Below are 26,743 nucleotides of genomic sequence, written 5' to 3'. Positions count from 1 at the left end.
AGCAACGGCCCAAAGCAAACTACAGGCCGGGCAAACTACCGGCCTGCCCCGCCCGGTGTGTAGTCGATCCCCCATTCCATGCTGAAGGACTCTCCCGGGGGCAGCCATCGCAGGCCGTCACCGGAGTTGAACGCATTGGCCGGCCCCGTCATTGGCTCCACGGCCACAGCGCGGGTCCTGCCCGGGTAAAGAGTGCTCACATAGACGTGGACGTAGCTGCAGGCTTGATCCTGCCAGAGCGAAACCGCGCTGCCGTCAGCCGCGGCCAGGGTGTGCCGGGCCTTTCCATCCTCATACCGCAGGTCCGTCAAGGCAACGTCCACGGCAATGTCCGCAATGTGCCGGCCGGAACGGAAATCAACGTCCCCGTCCACGGGGGCAGAACCACGCGGGATCAAACGCTCATCGGCCACCAGCCGGGTATTGGCGGCAACGGTCAGCTTCAGTTTCTCCACGGGGGCATCGCCAAGGCGCAGGTAGGGGTGCGCGCCGAGCACGAAGGGTGCAGCTGCGGCAGAGTCATTGGTGAGGGTTTGCCGGACGTGCAGTCCCAGGTCTCCCGAGAGCTGGTACTCCACGCGGTGCCGGACCAGGAACGGGTAGCCGTGCTGGGGGAAGGCGGCCGCCTCCAGTGCGACGGCGTGCGGGGACTCCCCCACCAGGGCGTAGCCGGTGTTGCGGAGCAGGCCGTGGCTGGCGTTGTTGCGGGACACCTCGGTGATGTCCAGCTGCTGCTTCTCGCCGTCCAGGAACCACTGCCCGTCCTCCACCCTGTTGGCCCAGGGCGCCAGCGTGATGCCGCTGCCGCCGGGGGCGATTTCATCATCGCCGTAGGTCTCGGTCAGCAGGACCCCTCCCCGGCTGAAGGAGCGGAGCCCGGCGGCGAGTTCGGTGACCACGGCCACGGCATCGCCGCGCCGCAGCTCGTATTGCCGGCCGGTGGCGCAGGGCCTGGCTGCGGAAGGTGCGGTGATTCCCTGTTCGGAAGAGGCTGTCATGGGCATTACCGTACAACGGCTGGCCGGAGTCGTCGCATAGGATGCACACTGTTACTTTTTGTTGTTAACTATTCATTCTTGATCGTTTGTGCGAGACTTTTTGCATGACAGGGATTACCAGCACCACGCTCTCCGACGGCCGGGAGCTGATCTACTTCGACGACGCCGGCACCAGCACCTCCCGCGCAGAACACCTCACCACGGACCACCGGGGGCTGCCGCCGCGGGGCGAACCGGGCGAGGTGCGCTTCGATGCATTGACGGACGAATGGGTGGCCATCGCCGCGCACCGCCAGGCCCGCACCCACCTGCCGCCGGCGGACCAGTGCCCCATCTGTCCCACCACCCCCGGCAACGCTTCCGAAATTCCTGCCGCCGATTACGACGTTGTGGTCTTCGAAAACCGGTTCCCCTCCCTGGGACCGGCCCTTGGTCCGGTACCTGAGGGCGCCACATGGGGAACGAAAGGCCCTGCCTACGGCCGTTGCGAAGTGGTGTCCTTCACCCCGGAACACACGGGATCCTTCAGCGGCCTGACCCCGCAGCGCTCCCGCACCGTGATCGAGGCGTGGTCGCAGCGTACCGCTGCCCTCAGCGCTTTGGACGGCATCAAACAGGTCTTCCCGTTCGAAAACCGCGGCGCCGATATCGGCGTGACGCTGCACCACCCCCATGGCCAGATCTACGCCTACCCGTACGTAACGCCGCGCGCAGGGGTCCTGGGTGCTGCCGCCAGGAAGTACTACGACGCTAAAGACGGCAGGGACACCCTGACCGGCTCTCTGCTGCGCGCCGAACGGGAAGACGGCAGCAGGATGGTGCTTGAAGGCAAGCACTTCAGTGCCTACGTGCCATTCGCAGCCCGCTGGCCGCTGGAAATCCACCTCGTTCCACACCGCCATGTCCCCGACCTTGCCGCACTGGACGGGGAGGAGAAAGATGAGCTGGCACAGGTCTACCTGGACCTGCTCAAGCGGGTGGACGGCCTGTATCCCACACCCACGCCCTACATCTCCGCCTGGCACCAGGCGCCGCTGGACGGCCTCCTCCGGCCAGCCAGCTACCTCCACCTGCAGCTGACCTCCCCGCGCCGGGCCGCCGATAAGCTGAAGTACCTGGCCGGGTCGGAGGCAGCCATGGGTGCCTTCATCAACGACACGACCCCGGAAAATGTGGCGGAACGGCTGCGAAATGTGGCCGTCCCGCCGTCGTCCACGCCTGTTGCCGCGAGGGCGGCCACCCCGGAAGGAGCCTCCGCGTGAGCATGCAAGAAACGGGCCAAACCGGCCCCGCACCCGCCACCCGGGTAGACCTCGGCGCCCGCTTCGAGCAGGAGTTCGGGGGTGCGCCCGACGGCGTATGGCAGGCACCCGGGCGGGTGAACCTCATCGGTGAACACACGGACTACAACGAGGGCTTTGTCCTGCCCTTCGCCATCGACCGCACGGCCCGCGTGGCCGTGGCCGTCCGCCACGACTCCACGGTGCGGCTGCTCTCGACCTACGGTGACCAGGGCGTAGTCAGCACCATCCTGGATTCACTGCAGCCCGGCACAGCCAAGGGCTGGACGAAGTACCCCCTGGGCGTCATCTGGGCACTCCGGGAGCGGGGCATCGACGTCCCCGGACTGGACCTGCTCCTGGACTCCAACGTGCCGCTCGGAGCCGGCCTCTCGTCGTCGCACGCCATCGAATGCGCGGTCATCACCGCACTCAACGACCTCACCGGGGCGGGCCTGTCTGCCCAGGACATGGTGCTGGCAACCCAGCGGGCGGAAAACGACTTTGTCGGCGCGCCCACGGGCATCATGGACCAGTCCGCGTCGCTGCGTGGTTCAGGGGGCCACGCAGTCTTCCTGGACTGCCGGGACCAGACGGCAAGACTGGTGCCCTTCGAGACCCAGCCCGCGGGCCTGGTGCTCCTGGTGATCGACACGAAGGTGTCGCACTCGCACTCCGATGGGGGCTACGCTTCACGCCGCGCATCCTGTGAGCTTGGCGCCGAAGTACTGGGCGTCAAGGCCCTGCGGGACGTCGAGGTGGCCGATCTTGAGGAGGCCAGCGGCCTGCTGGACGAGGTGACGTTCCGGCGGGTCCGTCATGTGGTCACCGAGAATGACAGGGTGCTCCAGACCGTGGAGCTGCTGGGCGGCCCCGGCCCCAGCGCGATCGGTCCCCTGCTGGATGCCAGCCACGCCTCCCTGCGCGACGATTTCGAAATCTCGTGCCCCGAGCTGGACTTGGCCGTGGACACCTCCCGGGCCAACGGGGCCATCGGCGCCCGCATGACCGGCGGCGGGTTCGGCGGAGCCGCCATCGCACTGACCCCGGTGGATGCCGAACAAAAGGTGCGTGACGCCGTCGTGAAGGCTTTCACCGACGCCGGCTTTGCGGCACCGGAGATCTTTACCGTCTCCCCCGCCGCCGGAGCGACGCGGATCTCCTAGCCAACAGATCGGCATGTGACGATTAACGGCCGTGGGCCCCACCAGTCTGGTGGGGCCCACGGTTGCTTAACGCACGACGGCGCTGCCTGGGTGCCTAGTCGTCGCCGCGGAGGATGGCCAGCAGGCGGATGATTTCCACATACAGCCAGACCAGCGTGACGGTGAGGCCGAAGGCCGCCGTCCAGGAGAAGCGCTGCGGGGCGCCGCTGCGGACACCCGCCTCGATGCTGGTGAAGTCCATGATCAGCGAGAAGGCTGCGAGGCCGATGGCGAGCAGTCCGATGAAGACGCCCAGCGGGATGCCGAAGATTTCAAAGCTGGTGCGCAGGCCGAACGGGCTCTGCACGGCACCTGTCCACATCATGATCATGTTGATCAGCGCGAACACGGCGTAGCCGATAACGGCGATCATGAAGAACCGCATGGCGCGGGGCGTGGCCCGGACCTTGCCGCTCTTGAAGAGGACCAGGGTTACGGCGAAGACGGACAGCGTGCCGATCACGGCCTGCAGGCCGACACCGGGGAACATGCCATCCAGGATCCGGGTCAGGCCGCCAAGGAAGAGACCTTCCAGTGCCGCGTAGGCCAGGATCAGCGCCGGCGACGGCTGCTTCTTGAAGGTGTTGACCAGGGCCAGCACGAAGCCACCCAGGGCACCGACGATCATCAGCAGGGAGGCCAGGCCCTGCGCCACCACAAGGGTGACTGCGGCGCCGGCAATCACCGCAGCGAGGCAGGCGGCGGTCTTCATGATGACGTCGTCAAACGTCATGCGGCCGGTGTCCGCGGGGCCCGCTGAGGGCTGGGCGTACATCTGCCGCAGCTGTTCGTCGGTCATGTTCTGCGGCTGCGTGCCCCAGCCCTGGCCGTGGGGAGCCTGGCCGTACGACTGCTGGCCGTACGGTGACTGCCCGTATGACTGCTGGCCATAGGGAGCGCCATAAGGAGCCTGCGGGACAGGCGGTGCCTGGGTGGCTCCACGGAAACTCTTTCCGTTGAAGATCGGGTTGCCGCCAAGTGCCATTGCGGTGTTCCTCCATGTGGGTGTGGGTGATGGTTTGGTTACGCTACCAATTCCCACGTGGCGGCGGCCTGGAAAGTTCCCCAGGGGCCCGGTTGCAACCGAACCGTGACCGTTGCGTCCCTGAACGCACCGGGCCCCGTCAGGGGAACTAGCCCACGCCCAGGTAGGCCTCCTTGACGGAGGGGTCCTCCAGCAGCTCCTTGCCTGTGCCGCTGCGGGTGATCTCCCCCGTTTCCAGCACGAAGGCCCGGTGGGCCCCGGCCAGGGCCTGGTTGGCGTTCTGCTCCACCATCAGCACCGTGGTGCCCTGGTTGTTGATTTCCTTGATGATCTTGAAGATCTGGCGGATGAACTGCGGTGCCAGGCCCATGGACGGCTCGTCCAGCAGCAGCAGCTTCGGGTTGGACATGAGGGCCCGTCCGATGGCCAGCATCTGCTGCTCACCGCCGGACATAGTGCCGCCGAACTGCTTCTCCCGCTCCTTCAGCCGGGGAAACAGGTCGAAGACGCGGTCCAGGTCCTTCGCAACGCCGCTTCTGTCCTTGCGCCCAAAGGTTCCCATATCCAGGTTCTCCATGACGGTCATGCCCGGGAAAATGCCGCGCCCCTCGGGCGCCTGCGAAATCCCATGGACCACGCGGATGTGGGCCTTCATCTTGGTGATGTCCTGCCCGGCGAAAGTGATCTTGCCTTCCGTGCAGTTCAGCAGGCCGGAAATGGTCCGCATGGTGGTGGTCTTGCCGGCGCCGTTGGCACCGATCAGCGCCACCACTTCACCCTCCTCCACCGTGAAGGAAATGTCCCGCAGCGCCTGGATGCGGCCATAGTGGACGGATACGCCCTCAAGTTCAAGCAACGTCATCTTCGGGCTCTCCTAGGTAGGCGGCAATAACGCGCGGATCCTCGCGGATCTCGCGCGGCAGTCCGTCCGCGATCTTCTTCCCAAACTCCAGTACGACAATCCGGTCTGTCACGCCCATCACCAGCTTCATGTCGTGCTCAATCAGCAGCACCGTGTAGCCCTCGTCCCTGATGGTGCGGATCAGCGCCATCAGTTCCTCTTTTTCAGCCGGGTTGAACCCGGCCGCAGGCTCGTCAAGGCACAGCACCTTTGGGTCGGTGGCCAGCGCCCGTGCGATTTCGAGCCGGCGCTGGTAGCCGTACGGAAGTTGCCGGGACAGGACGTGCGCGTGGCTGCCGATGCCCACGAAGTCCAGCAGGGCCATGCCGCGCTCGATGGCCGACTTTTCCTCCCTGACGTGAGTGGGCAGGCGCAGCAAGGCCCCGCCTACGCTGGTGCGGTGCCGCGCGTCCAGGCCCACCACGACGTTCTCCAAGGCTGTCATTTCGCCGAACAGGCGGATGTTCTGGAAGGTGCGCGACAGGCCCAGGCGGGTGATCTTGTGCTGCTTGATGCCGTTCAGGACCTGGCCCTCCAGCACCACTTTCCCGCTGGTGGGCTTGTAGACGCCGGTCATCGCGTTGAAGCAGGTGGTCTTGCCGGCACCGTTGGGTCCAATGAGTCCCAGGATCTCGCCGCGCTTGATGTTGAAGCTGACGTTGTCCAGCGCCACCAGGCCGCCGAACTTGATGGTCAGGTTCTGCACCTCAACGATGTTGTCACCCACTTTGACCGCGATATCGCGGTCCGGGGCCACCTTTTCGGCCAGTTCCTGGTCCACCCCGGCCTCGGCCAGGGCATCCATATCCAGTTCCGGTGCGACAGGAGCCGCGGGGCTTTCCTGGGTTGCGGCGGCGGCCTCGTGTGCCGGCTGCTCTTCCACGCTGCTGGAGCCTGCGTGCCTTTCCTCGGAGCTCATGCCTCCGCTCCTCTCTGCCCGGCGGCGCGGGCATCAGGGCCCGCCGCCGGAGTGTCCGTGTCTTTGGGTTCCGTGGCCTCGCGGCTGGTGACCTTGTTCAAGGCCGTCCGGCCGTAGGCAAGCAGCCGCTGCCGGGCCGGGAGCAGTCCCTGGGAACGGAAGATCATGATCAGCACCAGTGCAATGCCGAAGATCAGGTATTTGTACTCAGCAATGGCCGTGAACCTGAGCGGGATGTAGCTGACCAGGGCTCCGCCGAGGATGGCCCCCACCTTGTTGCCGGCGCCACCCAGCACGACGGCGGCGAGGAACAGGATGGACGTGGTGACGTCGAACTTCTGGTTGTTGACGAACCCTACCTGGCCGGCGAACAGGGCACCGGAAAGGCCGCCGACGGCAGCACCGATGGCGAAGGCCCACACCTTGTATTTGAAGGTGGGAACCCCCATGATTTCGGCGGCGTCCTCATCTTCGCGGATGGCGATCCAGGCGCGGCCAACCCGGCTGCGTTCAAGGTTGCCCACCAGCAGGGTGACGATGATGATGATGGTCAGTGTCAGCCAGTACCAGGGGACACCGTTTGAGTTGGAGAAGATCGGCTGGCCGTCAGCCCCGTCGCCGGGCGGGTGGCCCACGTTCTGGAAGCCCACCTGGCCCTTCATGGCCGGGATGATGGTGGCGAGGATGCGGATGATCTCGCCGAAGCCGAGCGTCACGATGGCGAGATAGTCGCCCCTGAGCCGGAGGGTGGGCACGCCCAGCATGACGCCGAAGAACATGGTGACCGCCATGGCGACAGGAAGTGTCCACAGATAGGGAATGTGCAGGTAGGGCGAATCCGGGCTGGTCAGCATGGCGGCGACGTACGAACCCACTGCGAAGAAGGCCACGTACCCCAGGTCCAGCAGGCCGGCGTACCCCACCACGATATTGAGTCCCACCGCGATCAGCGCAAAGCGTGCCATGTCGAAGCAGGCCAGGGCGAAGTTGTTGCCGGGTTCGGTGGTGATGATGGGCGGATTGATCAGCGGCAGCAGGTAGGCCAGGACCACGACGACTATCAGGAACGCCCACTGCTGCTGGCGGGACAACGCCTGCCAGCGGTCTGAGAAGAATCCGGGCTTCCGTTTCCCCTGCTGCCGGAGCGCGCTCCTGCCCGGGGCTTTCGAGGAGGCTTCGCGGTCCTCCGCAGCCTGTTCGGCAGCCGCTGTGCGCAGCGGCGTGGGGCCGTCCGTCATACTCATGCTTTGCTCCTTCCAAGGGAGGTTCCCAGGATGCCTTCGGGCCGCAGCAGCAGCACGAGCACCAGCACCACGAACGCGACGACGTCGGTCCACTGCGAGTTGCCCAGCAGGATCTGGCCATAGTTGCCGATCAGGCCAAGCAGCAGGCCGCCCAGCAGGGCGCCGCGGACGTTGCCGATGCCGCCGAGCACTGCGGCCGCGAACGCCTTGATGCCAAGGACGAAGCCGCCGCTGTACTGGACACCGGACGGGATCTTCATGACGTAGAACAAAGCGGCGGCTCCTGCGAGCAGGCCTCCGATGACGAAGGTGGTAATAATGATGCGCTCTTTGTTGACGCCCATCAATGTGGCGGTGTCAGGATCCTGCGCCACCGCGCGGATGCCGCGGCCGGTGCGCGACTTGCTGATGAACCTGTCGATGCCCACCATCATGATCACCGCGGCAATGATGATCACCAGTTGCTGGGAGTCGATGATGGTGCCGAACACATCGAAGATCGGCGTGGGACGGAACATGGTCAAGGCAAGCTCAGGGCTGGGACCGCGCCACAGGTAGATCAGGTACTGGATGGTGAAGGAAGCGCCGATGGCAGTAATCAGGAAGACCAGGCGCGGCGCGTTCCGCTTGCGGAGCGGCTTATAGGCGATGCGTTCCAGCAGGAAGGCTGTCACTGCGGAGGCAAGCATGGCCAAAACCAGTGCCAGCAACAGGTTGAGGATGATGGCCCAGATATCGAGCCGGGGTACGGAAGGGCCGAATCCCAGGGTGCTGAGCGTGAAGAAGACTGCGTAGCAGCCAACGATGAACACTTCCGAGTGGGCGAAGTTGATCAGGTTGAGGACGCCGTAGACCAGGGTGTAACCCAGCGCTACGAGCGCGTAGATGGCTCCGAAGGTGAGGCCGTCAAAGGTGGCACTCCAGAAGTTCTCGGCCAGGGACGGTATGTCGAAGGTGATCCAGTCGTTTTCCGTCGGAAGTAGTGGGACAAGAGTGGAAAGCATGGGAACGTCCTGATCCAGTTGCACGCGGCCTTGTGGGCCCGGCCGTGGGACTTGTGTCTAGTGACCTGGGTTGGTCGTGGGATGCTGCCAAGCGAAGAAAAGGCTGTGGGGGCCGCATCTGCTGGCCCCCACAGCCGATTCCTGCTGGACTGCTACTCCCCGATGGGGCCGACGGGGACGATCTTGCCGTTCTCCACCTTGTAGCCGTAGACGGTCGGGGCCTGGAGTTCACCCTTGGCGTCCCACTTGTAGTGCTTGCTCAGGCCGTCCTTGTCGTAGGCCTTTACCCAGGCCAGCAGGTCCGCGCGGCTTTGCTTGCCTGCGTCAATGCCGGACAGGAGGACAGTAGCGGCGTCGTAGCCTTCGATCGAGTACGTTCCGGGTTCTGCGCCCTTGGAGACGTCCTTGTAGGCCGTGGCGAAGTCGGTGATGAGCTCACCGGGGATGCAGGGGCAGGTGAAGTAGGCGTTGTTGGAAGCGTCGCCTGCCTGCTTGATGAACTGGTCATCCTTCACGCCATCCGGTGCCACGAAGGTTCCGGTGAAGCCCTTGCCAACCAGCTGCTGGTCGAACGGTGCGCCCTCGGCGTAGTAGCCGGCGTAGAAGACGGCATCAGCCTTGGCGTTCATGATCTTGGAGATGACTGCCGAGAAGTCCTTCTGCCCGGTGGTCACCTTTTCCGTTCCGGCCAGTGCACTGCCCAGTCCGGCGGAGGTGGAGGTGCCCAGGCCGATGCCGTAGTCGGAGTCGTCCTGGACAAGGTAGACCTTCTTGGCGCCCAGCTTGCCGGTGAGGAACTTGGCCGCCGCCGGGCCCTGGACGGCGTCATTGCCGAGGCCCCGGAAGAAGGTGGTCCAGCCGTTCTCGGTGAGCGTGGGGTTGGTGGCCGACGGCGTGATGTGGACCAGGCCCTTCTGCTCGAAGATGTTGCCCGTGGCCTTGGATTCACCCGAGAAGGGCAGGCCGACCACACCAACGATGTCCTGCTCGCTGACCATCTGGGTGACGGGGCCGGTGGCCTTGTTGGGGTCACCTTCGGTATCGAACTTCTTGAACTGGACCTGGCAGCCGGGGTTGGCCTTGTTGTGCTGGTCGATGGCCAGCTGGATGCCGTTGAAGATGTTGACGCCGAGCTGGGCGTTGGGACCGGTCTGCGCGCCTGCGTAGGCCAGCGTGGTGGTCGCGGGGCAGGTGGCCTTGCCGTCACCGGCGGGCTTGACGGCGCCGGAGGGGACATCCACTTTCGAAATGGCGGGGATATTCACCTTGCTGGACGAACCCGAGCTTTCGGTGGTGCCGGGGCCCGCCTGGTTGGCACAGGCCGACAGCAGCATGCTGAACGTGGCTGCTGCTGCCAACGAGGTGAGGACTTTCTTTCGGTACATTTGTCTGCCTTCCGAAACAGGGCCATGCGATGCGCGAACGGATCAATGGAGCGCCGAGGCGCCCGGAATTGGACCAGGTATTCCTGATTTAGGTTCAAGCTAATGCATAGACAGCAGCGAAGCTAAGTGACTGAGGTCACAGCCTTATAACAGTCGTTGCCTATGCGGAATTAAACGCAATGAAGCCGCCTGCAATCGCAGGCGGCTTCCTTGTGGACGGCACTGATCGTGGCGGCCGGGCAGTTGTACCCCAGGTGGGACTCGAACCCACAACACGCGGATTTTAAGTCCGCTGCCTCTGCCAATTGGGCTACTGGGGCGCCGGGTCAATGGTACCTGCCAGGGGCGCCTTGGCTGGAAACGCCGACGGCGGCCGCCCCCGCGAAGGGGACGGCCGCCGTCGTGCGCTGTGAAGCGTGGTGGAACAGACGCGCTACTTGGCGTTGGCCGCCACGGTCTCCTTCGGAGCTGCGGCAGCGGTTGAACCGGAGCCGCCGGCCGGCACGGCTGCGGGAGCAGCTGCAGGCTTCGGGGCCGGGGTTGCTGCCGAGACAAAGGCGCCGCGGGGGTTGTCCAGGTCCATCAGCTGGGTGGTGTCGCGGCCGGCGAAGAAGCCGATGATCCAGTTCAGGATGACGCGGAACTTGCGCTCGAATGTGGGCATGGCCATGCCGTGGTAGCCGCGGTGGGCCAGCCAGGCCGGCGCTCCCTTGAGGCCGATGCGGCCCAGGAGATTGATGTTGGCAACGCCCTTCCACTCGCCGAAGCCGGCCACGGCACCGAGGTTCTTGTGCTTGTAGTCGGTCAGCGGCTTGTCCCAGCGGGAGGCCCAGAGGTTCTTGGCGAGGCGCTTGGCCTGGCGCAGGGCGTGCTGGGCGTTGGGTACGCAGGTGCCGTCCGGCAGGCCCTTGCCGGTGAGGTCCGGAACAGCGGCGATGTCGCCGGCTGCCCAGGCGTTTTCCACGATGCCTTCGTCGCCGGAGATGCGCAGGTCCGGAAGGACCCGGACCCGGCCGCGGGGCTCAAGGGGGAAGTCGGTGGAGCGGACCATGGGGTTGGCCTGCACGCCGGCGGTCCATACCAGGGTGTCCGCCTCGAATTCCTGGGCCGGGGTCTTGTCCGGGAGGTTGATCAGCTTGAGGGTGCCTTCGGCGCTGTCCAGCGAGGTGTTGAGGAGGACCTCAATGCCGCGGCTGCGCAGGTGTTCCACCACCCAGTCGGCCTGCTGGGCAGTGACCTCGGGCATGATGCGGCCCATGGCCTCGACCAGGACGAAGCGGACTTCCTCCTGCTTGATGCGGGGGTTGTTGCGCACGGCGGCGCGGGCGAGGTCTTCCATTTCGGTGATGCACTCGATGCCGGCGAAGCCGCCACCGACCACCACGAAGGTGAGGGCCCGGGCGCGTGCCGCAGGGTCCGTCATGGTGGACGCAACCTCGATGCGCTCGAGCAGCTTGTTGCGCAGCGCAACGGCTTCCTCGATGGTCTTCAGGCCAATGCCGTTGTCTGCCAGGCCCTTGATGGGGAACGTGCGGGTAATGGCGCCGGCTGCGAGCACGACGTCGAAGTAGGGAACCTCGAAGTTTTCGCCGCCGTCGGCGGGAGCCACCACAGCCTTGCGGTTGACGTGGTCGATGGAGGTAACGCGCCCCTGGATCAGTTCCGTCTGCTTGAGGTGCTGGCGGTGGGATACCACCGCGTGGCGGGCTTCGATGTTGCCGCCGGCCACCTCGGGAAGGAAGGGCTGGTAGGTCATGTAGGGCAGGGGATCAACGACGGTGACGATGCCACCGGCGTTCGCGATCTTCTTCTGCAGTTTCAGTGCTACGTAGAGGCCGACGTACCCGCCGCCGACGACGAGTACCCTGGGACGGTCCTGGAGCTGTGGGGTGGTTGCCATAGTATAAGGATAGCGCAGTTTGTGAAAATCTTCACTAACTTCGACGACCGTCTGTAACGTTGGAATTCCTGGCTGGATGCACCTTGTCCAGCACCCCTGTTTCGGGTTCGTCTGCGGCAAGGGCGGGGTTGCGGGCGGCCCTGCGAAGCTGGATGGCGGCTGCCACGATGATCGCGACAAACAGGACTGCAAACCCGATCACGACGGCGGCGCCGATGGCACTGTCCCGCGGGGACGGCGCCTTGGCGGCGGGAACGGTTGCTTCGGGCAGCGTGGGTGCGGCGCTGGGCACCTGGGTGGCGGTTGGCAGTGGGGTTGCGGGAGCAGCGTTTCCCCGCCTGTGGACGCGGATCCACTCGGCGATGGTGCCCAGCGGATTGACCGACACCTGCGGAACATCGGCTTTAAGTGCTGCCTCGGCGTTGAGGATGCCGTAGCCGTACAGCGGGTCCTTGCCCGGGGCTCCTGCGTCCTTGGCCGTGGTGATGATCCTGTTGATCACCTGTTCAGCACTCATATCCGGCCACTTGGACCGGATCAGGGCGGCCACGCCCGCGACGATGGGGGTGGAGCCGGAGGTTCCGGCCCACTCCGCGTAGCCGCCACCGGGGAGTCCGCCCAAGAGGTTTTCGGCGGGCGCGGCCACACCGATGCTGATCCCCTGCGAGGAAGCGTCCACGCTGGCCACGTTCTTCCGGTCCAGCCCGGCGACGGTCAGGACGCCCGGGATGGTGGCGGGTGCGCCCACCTGGGTGTTGCCGCCCACCCGGTTGCCGGCCGCCGCGACGATGACCACGTCCTTCTGTTCCGCGTAAAGGAAGGCGGCGTCCCAGCTTTGCGGCCACTGCGGCGTAGTGCTGCCCAGCGAAATGTTGATCACCTTGGCGCCATTGTCCACGGCCCACCGGACGGCCTCGGGAATCTGGTCCTGGTCGCTCTTGCCCGAAGGATTGGGCGAGCCCAGCCAGGTGGAGACTGAAAGGAGCTGTGCTTCCGGCGCCACTCCCATGATGCCGTCGGGCGGTGTACCCGGCGGTCCTGGGCTGGGGCTGGGGCTTGCGCTGGCCGGCTGGTGGCCGCGGCCGGCAAGCATCGTGGCCACCAGGGTGCCGTGTTCGGGCTTGGAGCCCACGCTCTTTTGGCCGTCGGGCTGGCCGGAGCCGGATGCATCGTACCCGCCAACGACGGCGCCTTTGAGGTCCGGGTGCTGGGCGTCGATGCCGCTGTCGATGACGGCTACCTTGACGCCTGCGCCCTTTGACACTTCCCAGGCCTTGGTGATGCCGGAATCTGCCAGCCAGTATTCCTTGTCGCGCCACTCATCGGCCCGTGCGGAGGGTGCGGCGAAGAGGCCGCCGCAGAGGCAGCATGCGGCCAGGAGGACGGCCATCAGTGCCGCCGCCGCCCGCGGCAAGAAGCGGGTGGAAGCTGTTGTGGAATGCATGGCCTACCCGATGCTCAGCGCGATGCCGTCGAGGATGTCGTGCTCGCTGGCCGTGGCTGCGGTAATCCTTCCGCCGGTCAGCTCCCCCATGCGTTCCAGGATCCGGCGCCAGACCAGTCCCCCGGCACCGATGACATCCACGCGTCCCGGGTGCATGTACGGCAGGGCCGCGCGCTTGTCCCGGGTCATGGTGAGCAGGTCGGTGGCGGCTGCACGGACCTCGGCGACGGGCAGTTCCGTGCCGTGGATGGCGTCCGGCGAATATTCCGGCAGGCGCAGGGCGTGGGCGGTGATGGTGGTGACGGACCCGGCAACACCGACGACGGCGGTGGCGCGTTCCAGCGGCACGTCGCGTCCGGCGCGGGCTATGGCTGCGTCAACGTCGGCTTCCGCGGCCGCGATCTGGGCAGGGGTGGGGGGATCGTCGCTAAGGTGCCGTTCGGTGAGGCGGACGCAGCCAATGTCCACGGACTTCGCCGCGGTCACGCCGTCCGCAGTGCCGAGGACGAACTCGGTGCTTCCCCCGCCGAGGTCCACCACCAGCACCTGGTGGCCGTCGAGGATGGGCAGGACGCTGCTGGCACCGGCAAAGGACAGTGCCGCTTCCTCGTCCCCGGAGATGACTTCGGGCTCCACGCCCAGCAGGTCCCGGATTCCGTCCACGAAGACGTCCCGGTTGCGTGCGTCGCGGCTGGCGGAGGTGGCGACGAAGCGGATCCGCTCTGCGCCGTGTTCCTTGATCAGCCGAGCGTAGTCGGCGGCTGCGGCGAAGGTCCGGTCGAGGGCCTCGGGTGCCAGTTCGCCGGTGGCGTCCACGCCCTGGCCCAACCGGACCACGCGCATCTCGCGGACTACGTCCGTCAGGCCCGTGCCGCCGTTGCCGTGGTGGATGTCCGCGATCAGGAGCCGGATGGAGTTGGTGCCGCAGTCGATGGCGGCCACGCGGGTCATTCGGCGGCTCCTGCGGTGCCGGCAGACTTCCGGACGGGGGCCGGGCGTCCCACGATACCGGGCAGGCCCTGCGGTCCGTGCCGGCTGAGGTCCCGGGACGGTGCCTCGCCGGTGGTGTCCCAGGCGCCGTCGCAGTAGCACTTGTCCGCCGTCCACCACTCGCTGATCATCCCGATCGCCGTGTCGCCGAGGGGGTTGACGCCGCTTCCCGCTGCCAGGGAGTGGCCCACCAGGACGTGCAGGCACTTGACGCGGGTGGGCATCCCGCCGGCGGAGACGCCGTCGATTTCCGGCACCGGGCCGATGCCCGAACGCTGCCCGATGGCTTCGCGGGCGGCCAGGTACTCTTCATGGGCTGCCCGGTAGGCCGCGGCGAGTCCGTCATCGGTGGCCAGCTGTTCGTTCATGGTGTTCATGACCCCCGCCGCCTCAAGCCTGGAAACCGCGGATGTGATCACCGGGTGCGTCAGGTAGAAGGTGGTGGGGAAAGGAGTGCCGTTGCTGAGGCGGGGTGCGGTGGCCGCCACCAGGGGGTTGCCGCAGATGCAGCGGGCCGGAATCTCCACGACGTCGCGGACGGGACGTCCCAGCTGCCTGCTCAGTACTTCAAGGTCGTGTGCTGTCGGTTGGCGGGATTCGTCCCGGGCGGCTGCCGTGTTGTGTTCCACTGTCGCGGGCCGTCCTTCCTTGTGCGGTTCAGTCTGTGGCCGCGCGCCTGATGGACTCCCACAGGGAATCCACCCACGGCAGATCGGCGGGGTCTTGTGCTGCTGCGCCGGCGGGGCTACTGCTTTCTGCGGCCGGCTCATCGCTGCCAAAAACCCAGTAGCCGGTTTCGCCCGGCATAACCATGTTAATGCGGTCGCGGGCCTGCTGTTTGACGTAGTTGGGGTCCTGCCAGCGCGAAACCTGCTGGCGGAGGGCGTCGCCTTCGGCCTGACGTGCTGCGATATCGGCGTGCAACGCGTCGATTTCGGCCTTCTTGTCGAAGAAGATCTTCACCGTGGGCGCGAGCATGATGGTGATGGCAATCATCACCACGGCCAGCGCGAGCATGCGCCCGGAGAACGCCTTGGCGGGGACGGGGTGCTGCCCGTCTTCGCGGTCAGGGGTGTCCTTGCCGTCCGTGGAACTGCTGCCCTTGCGTGCGGCGGCAGGTTTGGGCTTGGGGGCCTCCCCCGCCTTTCCGGCGCCGGGCTGGCCGGAAGCTCCGTGCCCGTGGTGGTCCTTTGGCCGTGCCGTGTCCCTGGCGGCCGTTCCCTTGGCCGGGCGGAAATCCGCCCGGATAACATCGGCACCGCCGGAGGGCCCGTCGTCGGCCGTTTCCTTGGCTGGACGGGTGGGGGCGACCTTGGGAACTTTGGGGCGGCGGGTAGCCATGACACTCCTGAAACGCAGCCTGCCGGGGCCGCCACTATCTGTGCTGGACAACACTTCTGGGACAACTGCTGCTGGAAAAACAGCGGTGGCTATGGTCTTTCAACCATAGCCACCGCTGAAGGGTTTAGCCGGTTACTAGCCCTTGAAACGCGGGAACGCGCTGCGTCCGGCATAGCGTGCGGCGTCGTCCAGTTCCTCTTCGATCCGCAGCAGCTGGTTGTACTTGGCAACGCGCTCGGAGCGGGCAGGGGCGCCGGTCTTGATCTGGCCTGCGTTGGTGGCCACCGCGATGTCGGCAATGGTGGTGTCTTCGGTTTCGCCGGAGCGGTGCGAGGTGATGGTGGTGTAGCCGGCACGCTGGGCCAGGCTGACGGCATCCAGGGTCTCGGTCAGGGAACCGATCTGGTTGACCTTGACCAGCAGGGAGTTGGCGGTCCTGGTGTCGATGCCGCGCTGCAGGATGGCGGGGTTGGTGACGAAGAGGTCGTCACCCACCAACTGGACCTTGTCGCCGATGGTGTCGGTGAGGGTCTTCCAGCCCTCCCAGTCGTTCTCGTCCAGCGGGTCCTCGATGGAGACCAGCGGGTAGGCGTCCACGAGCTCGGCGTAGTAGGCGCTCATCTCGGTGGCGGACAGGGCTTTGCCTTCGAACTGGTAGGCACCGTCCTTGTAGAACTCGGAGGAGGCAACGTCCAGGGCCAGGGCGATGTCCTTGCCCGGGGTGTAGCCGGCGTTCTTGATGGCTTCCTGGATCAGGTCCAGTGCCGCGCGGTTGGACGGCAGGTTGGGGGCGAAGCCGCCCTCGTCGCCGAGGCCGGTGGACAGGCCCTTTTCCTTCAGGACGGACTTGAGGTTGTGGTAGACCTCGACACCCCAGCGCAGGCCTTCGGAGAAGGTTTCAGCGCCGATGGGGGCGATCATGAATTCCTGGATGTCGACGTCGGAGTCGGCGTGGGAGCCACCGTTGAGGATGTTCATCAGCGGCACGGGCAGGACGTGCGCGTTGGGGCCGCCCAGGTACTTGTAGAGCGGCAGGTCAGCGGAGGCTGCGGCTGCGTTGGCGACTGCCAGGGAGACGCCCAGGATGGCGTTGGCGCCGAGCTTGCCCTTGTTGGGGGTGCCGTCCAGGTCCAGCATGGCCTGGTCGATGCTGCGCTGGTCTGTGGCGTCGAAGCCGGTCAGGGCGGGGGCGATCTGGTCGATCACGGCGTCGACGGCCTTCTGCACGCCCTTGCCCAGGTAGCGGCCCTTGTCGCCGTCGCGCAGTTCGACGGCCTCGTGCTCACCGGTGGAGGCACCGGAGGGAACCGCCGCGCGGCCGATCTGGCCGTCGGACAGCAGGACTTCAACTTCTACGGTGGGGTTGCCGCGGGAATCGAGGATCTCGCGGGCGTGGATGGCATCGATAAGCGCCATGAATTTGCTCCTTATGGGCGATTAACGGGGGGAATCAGGCAGAAAACTCGACGTACTCGTCACCGACTAGCGTAGTCGAGAGTGCTCCGGGTTACTCAAACCGGTCAAGGGCCGGACGTCATGATGGCGCGGGTCCGCTGCGGCCGCCTTGCGGGCCGTCATCGCCCTGGTAGCGGCGGACGGCGGCGCGCAGGGCACGCTCGGCGTCCATGCCGTTGTCCCGGGCGGAACGCACGACGGCGAGCAGCAGGGTTCCGAGCTCGTCCTCGTTTTCGGGGATCGGTTCCCCGGCTGGCAGCTCCAGGCCGGCACGGGCTGCGCGGTCCAGCGACTTTTGCGCTTTGGCCAGCGCCGGGAGGGCCTCCGGGATTCCTTCAAAGGCTCCGCGGCGTTCAGGGCGTTCGGCCCGCTTGACCGCATCCCATTTCTGCTCGATCTCCGCCACCGTGGCGGGGAAGCTGTCCTGCAGGGACCCGTCCGGCCTGAAGACGTGCGGGTTGCGGCGGACCATTTTGGCACCCAGGCCGCGCGCCACGTCGTCGAACGTGAACGCGCCGCGCTCCTCCGCAAGGCGGGCATGGAGCACTACCTGGAGCAGAACGTCACCCAGTTCGCCCTGGAGCTCCTTGTCCGGGTGGCCCTCCTCGATGGTCTCGGCCACCTCGTAGGCCTCCTCCAGGAGGTACTCCACCAGGGAAGCGTGCGTCAGGGCGCCCATCCAGGGGCAGTGTTGGCGCAGCTGGGCAATTTGGCCCAGCAGCTCTTCGATTGCGGAACTGCCGGGCCGGGGATCCGGATCAGCCAAGGTTGGCGTAGGCGTCGTTGATGTATTCCACCAGCGCTTCCTTTTCCTCCAGCGGCAGGAAGGACGCCTCGGCGGCGTTGAGGGTGAGCTCGAGCAGGTCGTCGAGGTCGTAGTCGAAGGTTTCCACCAGCAGGTTGAACTCGTCCGTCAGGGTGACACCGCTCATCAGGCGGTTGTCGGTGTTGATGGTGACGTTGAAGCCCAGCTGGTAGAGCATGTCCAGCGGGTGGCTTTCGATCCCTTCGCCGAATTCAGCGATCGCGCCGGTCTGGAGGTTGGAGGAGGGGCAGATTTCCAGTGCGATGCCGCGGTCGCGGACCCAGCTGGAGAGGTCGCCCAGGGTGACCAGGCCTACGGTATCGCCGGCTTCCTCGTCGTCGTCGAACTCCACCATGATGTCCTCGGCGATGCGGACGCCGTGGCCCAGCCGCAGGGCGCGGCCGTCCACCAGCGCCGACTGGATGCTCTCCAGCCCGGCTGCTTCACCGGCGTGCACGGTGGCGGGGAAATTGTGCTGTGCAAGGTAGGTGAAGGCGTCCTTGAAGCGGCTGGGCAGGAAGCCGTCCTCGGCGCCGGCGATGTCAAAGCCCACGGCACCCTTGTTGCGGTGGCGGATGGCCAGTTCGGCGATCTCCTGGCCGCGGTCGGCGTGGCGCATGGCGGTGATCAGCTGGCCCACCTGGATCTCGCGTCCGGTCTCGGACACAGCCTCGACTCCGGCCTCAAGGCCTTCCTGCACAGCTTCGACGACTTCATCCAGGCTGAGCCCCTTCTGGAGGTGCTGCTCGGGTGCCCACCGGACTTCGCCGTACACCACGCCGTCGTCCGCGAGGTCCTCGACGAACTCCTTCGCCACCCGGAACAGGCCGTCGTAGGTCTGCATGACGGCTACCGTGTGGTCGAACGTCTCCAGGTAGCGGACCAGCGATCCGGAGTCTGCTGATTCGCGGAACCACTGCCCCAGGGCCACCGGATCCGTTGAGGGCAGCGTGTGGCCAACGGCTTCCGCCAGTTCGATGATGGTGGCCGGGCGGAGTCCTCCGTCCAGGTGGTCGTGCAGGGAGACCTTCGGCAGGCTCTTCAGGTCAAAATCGATGGCAGGGGCGGCGTCAACAATGGGCTCAGTCACGTTTCCACCTTAGGGTGGGGCGGAGTTCAAAGCCAGCGGCCCAAAACCAGCCGTCCAAGGCCGGCTGCTACTTGGCGGCGGGGCCTGCCTCTGCCGACGGCACCACGAAGGCCTGCGTGCCGGGCCGGCCCTCGTGGCCGGAGCCGGACGATCCTTCGGTCCAGCCGTCCGCGTCCGGCGTATCGTCACGTCCCAGCCGTTTGTGCCACCAGCGCAGCAGGTGGTCGATGACGACGCCCAGGACGATGGCGAACACTACCGCGATGCCAGCGCTGAGCAGCGGGTTGTGGTGCAGCCAGGGGAAGGAGCTGGCCAGCAGGCCGATGCCAAGGGAGTAGCCCACCCAGGTAAGGCAGGCGAAGGCGTCGAACACAAAGAACCTGCGGTGCGAAAAACCTGTGCTGCCGGCGACGTAGTTGACGGCCACCCGGCCCCAGGGGATGTAGCGGGCGGTGAAGATCAGCACAGCCCCGCGCTTTTCAAGCTCATAGCGGGCCCACGCGAAGACTTTCCGGACCTTGGGCTTGCGCATCCACCCCCACCGGTCCAGGCCGATCCTGCGGCCGAGCATGTAGGCCATGTTGTCGCCGGCGATGGCGCCTACCAGCGCCGTGACACCAAGGATCCAGAGGTTGGGTTCGCCGCTGTGCCGGGAGAACGCAGCAAGAGCGACTATGAGGGTCTCGCTGGGGACCACCATGGCGAAGCCGTCCACGAAGAAGAACACGAGCAGGACGGGGTAAATCCACCACTGGCCCGCTGCATGGAGCACGGCCTCATTAATAAACTCCACGCGGTGTTGCTCCTGTATGAAAAATGACACAGCCTATGTGCCGCAGCCAAAGCGGAAATCGTTCCTAAGTGTCCCACGCGCCGGGGCCTGTCCGCTACGCCCCAATGCCCGGAATTACCCCTTAAACGCGCCGGTCAGGCCCCGGGTTCCCGGATCCGTTCCACCACATTGGGTTTGCCGCGGAATTTGTTGATCACCAGGTCCACCACGACGCCCAGCGCGACGGCGCAGACAATGGCGATTGCGGCACCCAGGAGGTGGTTGTCCTCAAACCACTGGCCAAAGAAAAGCCCGATAGCCACCGAGTAGGCTGCCCACAGGCTGGCGGAAAGGACGGTCAGCCCCACGAACCGCAGGTGGGGATAGTGGGTGACCCCGGCGGTCAGGTTGACGGCAACCCTGCCGATCGGGACGAAGCGCGCCACCAGGATCAGCGACGCCGGCCGCTTCCGCAGCTCACGGCCCGCCCAGCGGAAAGCGGCCTGCATGCGGGGCCCGCGCATCCACGCCCATCGAGTGGTGCCCACACGGCGGCCAAGGAGGTAGGCGATGTTGTCCCCGGCGAAGGCCCCCGCTGCAGCCACCAGGGCCAGGAACAGCGGATTGGGAACATCGGCGGTGGCCGCTACCGCCGCGAGGCCCACCACCACCGACTCGCTGGGGACCGGCGGAAAGAAGCCGTCGATGATGCAGCAGGCCAGCACCAGGACCAGCACCCACGGCTGTCCGGCTGCGGCGAGGATGAAGTCATTGATGGCCTGCATTGGTCACTATGCTATGCGGTCGATGATGAGCTGCTGGGCGGGCCGTGAACCTTCCGGAGCAATAACCACGGCGTGTTCCAGGGCTTCGCGGGCACGGGCGAACCGCTCCGGAGTATCGGTGAGCAGCGTCATCAGCGGCTCCCCTGCGCGGACTGTGGCGCCCGGCTTGGCGTGCATGCGCACCCCCGCCCCGGCCTGGACGGGGTCCTCCTTCCGTGCACGGCCGGCACCGAGGCGCCACGCGGCTACTCCGACGGCGAGCGCGTCCAGTTCCACCAGCACCCCGTCGGCGGGGGCGTACACAAGGTCGGATTCCGTGGCCACCGGAAGGGCTGCCCGGGGGTCGCCGCCTTGGGCCGAGATCATCCGGTTCCAGACGTCCATGGCCCTGCCGTCCTTCAGGGCGGCCGCGGGATCGGCGTCGCGCACTCCTGCCGCGGCGAGCATTTCTTCGGCGAGCCGCACAGTCAGCTCCACCACGTCATCAGGACCGCCGCCCGCCAGGACCTCCAGCGATTCCTCGACCTCGATGGCATTGCCGGCGGTAAGGCCCAGCGGGGTGTCCATGTTGGTCAGCAGCGCAACAGTGTTGACTCCTGCGTCCTTGCCCAGCGCCACCATGGTTTCGGCGAGTTCGCGGGCTGTCGCTTCGTCCTTCATGAACGCCCCGCTGCCCACCTTGACGTCCAGGACCAGCGAGCCGGTGCCCTCTGCGATCTTCTTGCTCATGATCGATGACGCGATCAGCGGGATGGCCTCCACCGTGCCGGTGACGTCCCGGAGCGCGTACAGCTTCTTGTCGGCGGGGGCAAGTCCGGCGCCGGCGGCGCAGATCACTGCGCCAACGTCCTGGAGCTGGGCCAGGATCTCGTCGTTGCTGAGGTTGGCCCGCCATCCGGGGATTGACTCCAGCTTGTCCAGGGTGCCTCCGGTGTGCCCCAGGCCGCGGCCGGACAGCTGCGGCACCGCGACGCCGAACACCGCCACCAGCGGGGCCAGCGGCAGGGTGATCTTGTCCCCCACCCCACCCGTGGAGTGTTTGTCCGTCGTGTACTTCAGGCCGCCGTCGGGACGCCGAAGGCTGGAGAAATCCATCCGTTCACCGGAAGCGATCATGGCCGCCGTCCAGCGGGCAATCTCGGCCCGGTCCATGCCGTTGAGCAGGATGGCCATGTTCAAGGCCGCCATCTGCTCGTCAGCGATGGCCCCGCGGGTGTATGCGTCGATGGTCCAGTCGATCTGTTCGGGGCTCAGCGTCCCCTTGTCCCGCTTGATGCGGATGATGTCGACGGCGTCGAACGCTTCGGCGCGGCTGTTCGGTGTTCGGTTCTCAGTCACCGGGTCTCCTCCAGGTGTTCGGGACCGAAGGCGTCGGGCAGCACCTGGTCCATGGTCTTGATGCCTTGGGTAGTCATGAGCTGCATGTCCGGGGCACGGAATTCGTACAGCAGCTGGCGGCACCGGCCACAGGGCATAAGGATGTTTCCCTCCCCGTCAACGCAGTAGAACGCCCGCAGCAGGCCGCCGCCGGTCATCTGCAAATTTCCCACCAGGGCACATTCGGCGCAGAGGGTCAGCCCGTAGCTGGCGTTTTCCACATTGCAGCCGCTGACGATCCGGCCATCCCCGGTGAGCGCCGCGGCGCCTACCGGAAACTTCGAGTACGGGGCGTAGGCATTCTTCATGGCGGCGACGGCGGCTGCCTCCAGGGCTGCCCAGTCCACGGCCTGTGCGTTGACCAATTCTGCACTTTCCATGGCGGTCATCCCTTGACGTAAGGGATGCCGCTGGCGGCCGGCCCCCTGGATTTGCCCACCAGGCCGGCGACGGCGAGCACGGTGACCAGGTAGGGCAGCATGGCCATGAACTGGCTGGGCACGGGGGTTCCGATGATGGTGACGATGCTCTGCAGGTTGTCGGCAAAGCCGAACAGGAGTGCCGCAAAGAAGGCACCCACCGGGTTCCAGCGTCCGAAGATCAGGGCGGCCAGGGCAATGAAGCCGCGCCCCCCGGAGATTTCCTTGGTGAAGCTGTCGATGGCAACAAGGGTGAAGAACGAGCCGCCGATGCCGGCCACAGCACCGCCCAGGGTGACGTTCCAGAACCGGGTGGCGTTGACGTTGATGCCCAAGGTGTCCGCCGCCTGGGGGTGCTCCCCCACCGCGCGGACACGCAGGCCCCACCTGGTCTTGAACAGGCCCACCCAGACCACCGCGACGGCCACGTACATGAGGTACCCCACCAGCGACTGCCGGAACAGGATGGGCCCGATGATCGGGATGCTGGAGAGGACCGGGATGTCGATGACGTCCAGGCCGGGAGGTGAGTTGAACTGGGCCTTGTTGGCCTGCATCACGGTGCTGAAGAGGAAGCCGGTCACGCCGGAGACCAGCACGTTCAGGACGACGCCGACGATGATCTGGTTGACCAGGTACTTGATGCTGAACAGCGCCAGGACCATGGACACCACTGCACCGGCGATGGCGGCCGCCAACAACCCGACCAAAGCACTCTTGGTCATGCTGGCAACGATGGCCGCGGTGAACGCCCCGCCCAGGAGTTGCCCTTCGATGGCGATGTTCACCACTCCTACGCGCTCACACAGGACACCGGAGAGCGAACCGAACACGAGCGGAACGGCGAGCGTCACGGATCCGGCGATGAGGCCCGCCAGCGAGATGGTGGGGGTGCGGGCCCCGCCCACCACCCAAATGAGGAACGCAGCCACGAAGATCACGATGAACGTGACGGGCAGCCAGCCGGGGGCTGGCTGGTTCCTGGTCTTCAAATAGAGGGCGTAGCCCGCCAGGCCCACGAGAAGCACCGACAGTACGATGCCACCGGCGAAGGCGTTGATTTCCAGAGCCGGTAGCTGAAAGAAATCACCGCCGGTTGAGATGCCGAAGCTTGCCGTCTGGTGGGGTGCCAGGAGTCCGAAGAACACCAGGGAGATCAACGCGAACACGGTGAGCAGGACGGGCGTTTTCCAGCTGACTGGTTTGGCGGCGGGCGTTGCGGAAGGGGCGTCTGCTTTGGGGCCGCGGGGCTGGGGGTTGCCGGGCCTGGACGACGAAACTGTTGTGCTCATGCGGCACCTCCGGTTGTGGCTGCCTGCCCGGACTTGGCTGCGCGCGCGGGCTTCCTGCGCCGGGGGTTCAGGCCGAAGACGGCCCGGACCAGCGGCGGTGCGGCGATGAAAAGGACAATCAGGGACTGGACCACCAGGACGATGTCGATGGGGGTGCCGGTCTGGATCTGCATCTGGACCGCCCCGGCGCGGAAGGCGCCGAACAGCAGGCCGGCAGCGAACGTGCCCCACGGCGTCGAACGTCCCAGCAGGGCAACCGTGATGGCGTCAAAGCCGTACGTGGCGGCCACGCCGTCGGTGAGCACCTTTTCGGTGCCGGCAACCTGCGCCACGCCGGACATGCCGGCGAGGCCGCCTGCGATGGCCATGACCAGGATGGTGGACCGGGAGACGTTGATGCCCGCGGTCTGCGCGGCGTTCGGGTTGGCGCCCACGGCCCGGAACTCGAAGCCCACCGTGGACCGGTTCAGGAGCCACCACACCAGGACGGTGGCGGCGATCGCCAGGAGGAAGCCAAGGTGCAGCCGATACTGGCTGCCCAGGATCTGCGGGTACACCGCGCTGGGGTCCAGGATGGGCGAGATGGGGTTAGACTCCCCCGGCCGCTGGAACGCCGGCGTGTTCAACAGGTAGCGCAGGAAGTAAAGCGCTATGTAGTTGAACATGATGGTCAGGATGACTTCGTGGGCTCCGGTCCGGGCTTTGAGCAGGCCGGCGAGGCCGCCCCAGAGGGCGCCGCCGACGATGCCGGCCACGAGCACCAGCAGCAGGTGCAGGCCGATCGGCAGGTGCAGTGCAAAGCCCACCCAGGCCGCCAGGATGCCTGCCACAATGATCTGGCCCTGCGCACCGATGTTGAACAGGCCCGCCCGGAAGGCCAGCGCCACGCCCAGGCCGGCAGTGATCAGCGGCGTGGCGATGGTGAGGGTCTCCATGAACGGGGCAAACTGCGCGGCCAGGCCGTTGCCCCGGGGGTTGAACACCGAGCCTTGGAACAGCGCGATGTAGGAGCGGGTGGCGGCGTTCCATACCGCCGTCAGCATGTCCGTGGGCCTGGCGAAGAAGTAGCCGGACGCGGTGGCCACCTGCTTGTCCGTGCTGGCGATGAGCAGGCCGCCGATGATCAGCGCCAGCAGCACCGCCAGGACCGAGACCATGCCGCTCACGGTGAAGATCCGGCGCAGCACGGTATCGGAGCCACCCGGCAACCGTCCGCTTTGGGCCGTGGCCGGAACCGCCGAGGGCTGCATGGCGCCGCCGGCGGTGTCGACCGCCACCACCGTTGCGCTTTCCTCCGAAGCGGGCGCCGCGGCACCCTTCGGGGTGTCGGCTGCGTGCCGGTGCTTGTCAGCCCCAAGGCTTTCTTCAGCGGGCTGGTTTTCGGCGTGCTGGTTCTCTTGGGCATGCTTGGGGGAAGGCTGGTCAGGCATGGTCGGCTCCCTCGGCGTTGGAGGTGGCGGCCGGTATGCCGGCCTGCGGGGCGTGTGCGTGCCCATTGGGCGCGTGTTCTTCGGGCGGGATGCCTGCCATCATGAGGCCCAGGACGTCCCGGCCGGTCCCTGCAGGGACGGTGCCCACCAGCTTGCCCTTGTAGAGCACTGCGATGCGGTCAGCCAGTTCCATGACTTCGTCCAGCTCGGTGGAAATGATCATCACCGGGGTCCCCTGGTCACGCTCGGCGACGATCCGCCGGTGCAGGAATTCGATGGACCCTACGTCCACGCCGCGGGTGGGTTGGGAGGCGATGAACAGCCGCAGCGGGCGGGACAGTTCGCGGGCCATGACGAGTTTTTGCTGGTTGCCGCCGGACAGCGTTCCGGCGGCGGATGCGGCCGAGGGCGTGCGCACGTCGAATTCACCGATGCGGGCCTTGGCGTTTTCCATGATTTTCGCCGGGCTCATGCTGATGCCCTTGGCGAACGGCGGCTTGTCGTAAAGGTCAAGGATCAGGTTTTCAGCCACGGAGAAAGTGCCTACCAGCCCGTCCACTGTGCGGTCTTCCGGAACAAAGCCGACCCCCGCGTCCAGGACCTCCTTGACGGACCGGCCCACCAGTTCCTTGCCGTCCAGGACGATGGAGCCGGTAACCCGTTCCTGCAGGCCCAGGATGGCTTCGGTGAGTTCAGTCTGGCCGTTGCCCTGCACGCCGGCAATGGCCAAAATCTCACCCCGTTTGATGTGGAAGCTGAGGTGGTCCACCACGTGCTGGCCGTTGGGTGCGACGACGGTGAGGTCGCTGACTTCGAACGTGGTTTCCCTGGGCTGGGCGGGCGCCTTCTCCAGGTTCAGGCTGACAGCCCGGCCCACCATCATCGAAGCAAGCTCGGTGGTGGAAGCGGCAGGATCGGCGGTGCCTACCACCTTTCCCCGCCGGATGACGGTGATGGTGTCCGAGACTTCCTTGACCTCGCGCAGCTTGTGCGAGATGAAGACGATGGAGGTGCCGCGCGACTTGAGCTGGCGCATGATGTCCAGGAGTTCATCGGTCTCCTGGGGTGTCAGCACGGCAGTGGGTTCGTCGAGGATGAGGACCTTGGCGTTGCGCACCAGGGCCTTGATGATTTCGACCCGTTGCTGCACGCCCACCGGGAGGTCCTCCACCAGGGCGTCCGGGTCCACGTCGAAGCCGTACTGGTCCGAGATTTCCTTGATGCGCTGCCTGGTCTGGTCCAGGTTGAGGAAGCCTGCGGCTTTGGTGGGTTCGGCGCCCAGTGCAACGTTCTCCGCCACGGTGAACACCGGCACCAGCATGAAGTGCTGGTGCACCATGCCGATTCCCGCGGCCATGGCGTCGCCCGGGCCGCGGAAGCTGACGGGCTTGTCATCGACGAGGATTTCGCCTTCGGTGGGCTCGTAGAGCCCGTAGAGCACGTTCATTAGGGTGGACTTGCCCGCCCCGTTTTCTCCAAGGAGGCAGTGGATCTGTCCCGGCTCAACCACCACGTCGATGTGGTCGTTGGCCAGCAGCGTGCCAAAGCGTTTAGTGATCCCTCGAAGCTCAAGTTTCAAAACTCTGACCAATCTCGAAGCGCCCGGTGATCAGACCGGGCGGGATATGTGGCTGCAGCACCAGCCTAGTGGCTGCAGTCCCGGGAGGAGCCGGCCGTGCGCGGTAAACGTTCGGCCAGCAAAAAGCGCCACCGCCCGGCCAG

The 26,743-nt window shown here is 66.2% G+C and carries 24 protein-coding genes and 1 tRNA gene; 2 read left to right on the top strand and 23 right to left on the bottom strand.

Going from position 1 to position 26,743, the window contains the following annotated elements:
- Positions 1-35: 35 nt before the first annotated feature.
- The gene (locus ACFO0G_RS06520) at positions 36-998 is read right to left on the bottom strand and encodes an aldose 1-epimerase family protein (RefSeq protein ID WP_286402803.1); all 963 of its coding nucleotides are present in this window, start codon (positions 996-998) and stop codon (positions 36-38) included.
- Positions 999-1,102: 104 nt separating this feature from the next.
- On the opposite strand from ACFO0G_RS06520, the gene galT reads away from it, so the two are divergent.
- On the top strand, positions 1,103-2,260 hold the full coding sequence (galT, locus tag ACFO0G_RS06515) for a galactose-1-phosphate uridylyltransferase (RefSeq protein ID WP_286402802.1): 1,158 nt from the start codon (positions 1,103-1,105) through the stop codon (positions 2,258-2,260).
- A 2-nt stretch (positions 2,261-2,262) separates the two neighbouring features.
- Positions 2,263-3,444 carry a galactokinase gene (galK, locus tag ACFO0G_RS06510; protein WP_376976988.1) on the top strand — a complete coding sequence of 394 codons (1,182 nt, stop codon included), beginning with the start codon at positions 2,263-2,265 and terminating at the stop codon, positions 3,442-3,444.
- A gap of 94 nt (positions 3,445-3,538) precedes the next feature.
- Here the strand turns inward: galK and ACFO0G_RS06505 are convergent, their stop codons facing one another.
- From ACFO0G_RS06505 to ACFO0G_RS06400, 22 genes are all read right to left on the bottom strand, one after another.
- Positions 3,539-4,468, bottom strand: coding sequence for a Bax inhibitor-1/YccA family protein (locus ACFO0G_RS06505; protein ID WP_286402800.1), 930 nt, complete (start codon positions 4,466-4,468; stop codon positions 3,539-3,541).
- 148 nt (positions 4,469-4,616) lie between these two features.
- Positions 4,617-5,330, bottom strand: a complete 714-nt coding sequence (locus ACFO0G_RS06500) for an ABC transporter ATP-binding protein (protein WP_142130685.1) — start codon at positions 5,328-5,330, stop codon at positions 4,617-4,619.
- Positions 5,317-6,288, bottom strand: a complete 972-nt coding sequence (locus tag ACFO0G_RS06495; RefSeq protein WP_376976846.1) for an ABC transporter ATP-binding protein — start codon at positions 6,286-6,288, stop codon at positions 5,317-5,319. The genes ACFO0G_RS06500 and ACFO0G_RS06495 overlap by 14 nt, the downstream gene beginning before the upstream one ends.
- Positions 6,285-7,532 (bottom strand): branched-chain amino acid ABC transporter permease, encoded by a 1,248-nt coding sequence (locus ACFO0G_RS06490; protein ID WP_286402796.1) that lies wholly within the window; start codon positions 7,530-7,532, stop codon positions 6,285-6,287. The genes ACFO0G_RS06495 and ACFO0G_RS06490 overlap by 4 nt, the downstream gene beginning before the upstream one ends.
- Positions 7,529-8,536, bottom strand: a complete 1,008-nt coding sequence (locus tag ACFO0G_RS06485) for a branched-chain amino acid ABC transporter permease (RefSeq protein WP_286402794.1) — start codon at positions 8,534-8,536, stop codon at positions 7,529-7,531. The genes ACFO0G_RS06490 and ACFO0G_RS06485 overlap by 4 nt, the downstream gene beginning before the upstream one ends.
- A 152-nt stretch (positions 8,537-8,688) precedes the next feature.
- Positions 8,689-9,921, bottom strand: a complete 1,233-nt coding sequence (locus tag ACFO0G_RS06480) for a branched-chain amino acid ABC transporter substrate-binding protein (RefSeq protein WP_286402792.1) — start codon at positions 9,919-9,921, stop codon at positions 8,689-8,691.
- 246 nt (positions 9,922-10,167) lie between these two features.
- Positions 10,168-10,241: transfer RNA gene (locus ACFO0G_RS06475), tRNA-Leu, on the bottom strand.
- A gap of 113 nt (positions 10,242-10,354) precedes the next feature.
- On the bottom strand, positions 10,355-11,821 hold the full coding sequence (locus ACFO0G_RS06470; RefSeq protein ID WP_286402790.1) for an NAD(P)/FAD-dependent oxidoreductase: 1,467 nt from the start codon (positions 11,819-11,821) through the stop codon (positions 10,355-10,357).
- 34 nt (positions 11,822-11,855) lie between these two features.
- A complete protein-coding gene (locus ACFO0G_RS06465; protein ID WP_376976845.1) occupies positions 11,856-13,265 on the bottom strand; it encodes a S8 family serine peptidase in 1,410 nt (469 codons plus the stop codon).
- 3 nt (positions 13,266-13,268) lie between these two features.
- Complete coding sequence (locus ACFO0G_RS06460) at positions 13,269-14,216, bottom strand: Ppx/GppA phosphatase family protein (RefSeq protein WP_376976844.1); 948 nt, start codon at positions 14,214-14,216, stop codon at positions 13,269-13,271.
- Positions 14,213-14,884: a DUF501 domain-containing protein gene (locus tag ACFO0G_RS06455; protein ID WP_286402784.1), complete on the bottom strand. Its 672-nt coding sequence runs from the start codon at positions 14,882-14,884 to the stop codon at positions 14,213-14,215. Before ACFO0G_RS06455 ends, ACFO0G_RS06460 begins: the two co-directional genes overlap by 4 nt.
- A 28-nt stretch (positions 14,885-14,912) precedes the next feature.
- Positions 14,913-15,596 carry an FtsB family cell division protein gene (locus tag ACFO0G_RS06450; protein ID WP_376976843.1) on the bottom strand — a complete coding sequence of 228 codons (684 nt, stop codon included), beginning with the start codon at positions 15,594-15,596 and terminating at the stop codon, positions 14,913-14,915.
- 135 nt (positions 15,597-15,731) lie between these two features.
- Complete coding sequence (gene eno, locus ACFO0G_RS06445) at positions 15,732-17,012, bottom strand: phosphopyruvate hydratase (RefSeq protein ID WP_236801544.1); 1,281 nt, start codon at positions 17,010-17,012, stop codon at positions 15,732-15,734.
- A 118-nt stretch (positions 17,013-17,130) separates the two neighbouring features.
- Entirely contained in the window at positions 17,131-17,730 is a 600-nt protein-coding gene (locus ACFO0G_RS06440; RefSeq protein ID WP_286404319.1) for a MazG nucleotide pyrophosphohydrolase domain-containing protein, read from the bottom strand.
- Between the two features lie 79 nt (positions 17,731-17,809).
- Positions 17,810-18,946, bottom strand: coding sequence for an adenosine deaminase (locus ACFO0G_RS06435; protein ID WP_142130696.1), 1,137 nt, complete (start codon positions 18,944-18,946; stop codon positions 17,810-17,812).
- Positions 18,947-19,013: 67 nt separating this feature from the next.
- A complete protein-coding gene (locus tag ACFO0G_RS06430; RefSeq protein ID WP_286402778.1) occupies positions 19,014-19,739 on the bottom strand; it encodes a DedA family protein in 726 nt (241 codons plus the stop codon).
- Positions 19,740-19,873: 134 nt separating this feature from the next.
- Positions 19,874-20,503 carry a DedA family protein gene (locus tag ACFO0G_RS06425; protein ID WP_286402777.1) on the bottom strand — a complete coding sequence of 210 codons (630 nt, stop codon included), beginning with the start codon at positions 20,501-20,503 and terminating at the stop codon, positions 19,874-19,876.
- Positions 20,504-20,509: 6 nt separating this feature from the next.
- A complete protein-coding gene (locus ACFO0G_RS06420; RefSeq protein WP_376976842.1) occupies positions 20,510-21,841 on the bottom strand; it encodes a thymidine phosphorylase in 1,332 nt (443 codons plus the stop codon).
- Positions 21,838-22,260, bottom strand: coding sequence for a cytidine deaminase (locus ACFO0G_RS06415; RefSeq protein ID WP_376976841.1), 423 nt, complete (start codon positions 22,258-22,260; stop codon positions 21,838-21,840). Before ACFO0G_RS06415 ends, ACFO0G_RS06420 begins: the two co-directional genes overlap by 4 nt.
- Positions 22,261-22,265: 5 nt before the next feature.
- On the bottom strand, positions 22,266-23,591 hold the full coding sequence (locus tag ACFO0G_RS06410) for an ABC transporter permease (RefSeq protein ID WP_376976840.1): 1,326 nt from the start codon (positions 23,589-23,591) through the stop codon (positions 22,266-22,268).
- The gene (locus tag ACFO0G_RS06405; RefSeq protein WP_376976839.1) at positions 23,588-25,021 is read right to left on the bottom strand and encodes an ABC transporter permease; all 1,434 of its coding nucleotides are present in this window, start codon (positions 25,019-25,021) and stop codon (positions 23,588-23,590) included. Before ACFO0G_RS06405 ends, ACFO0G_RS06410 begins: the two co-directional genes overlap by 4 nt.
- Entirely contained in the window at positions 25,014-26,600 is a 1,587-nt protein-coding gene (locus ACFO0G_RS06400) for an ABC transporter ATP-binding protein (protein ID WP_286402769.1), read from the bottom strand. The genes ACFO0G_RS06405 and ACFO0G_RS06400 overlap by 8 nt, the downstream gene beginning before the upstream one ends.
- Between the last annotated feature and the right edge of the window lie 143 nt (positions 26,601-26,743).

The organism is Arthrobacter sedimenti (assembly GCF_042652025.1).
Taxonomy (GTDB): Bacteria; Actinomycetota; Actinomycetes; order Actinomycetales; family Micrococcaceae; genus Arthrobacter; species Arthrobacter sedimenti.
The sequence above is the reverse complement of the archived record's forward strand: the minus strand, read 5'-3'. Positions and strand labels throughout refer to the sequence as shown.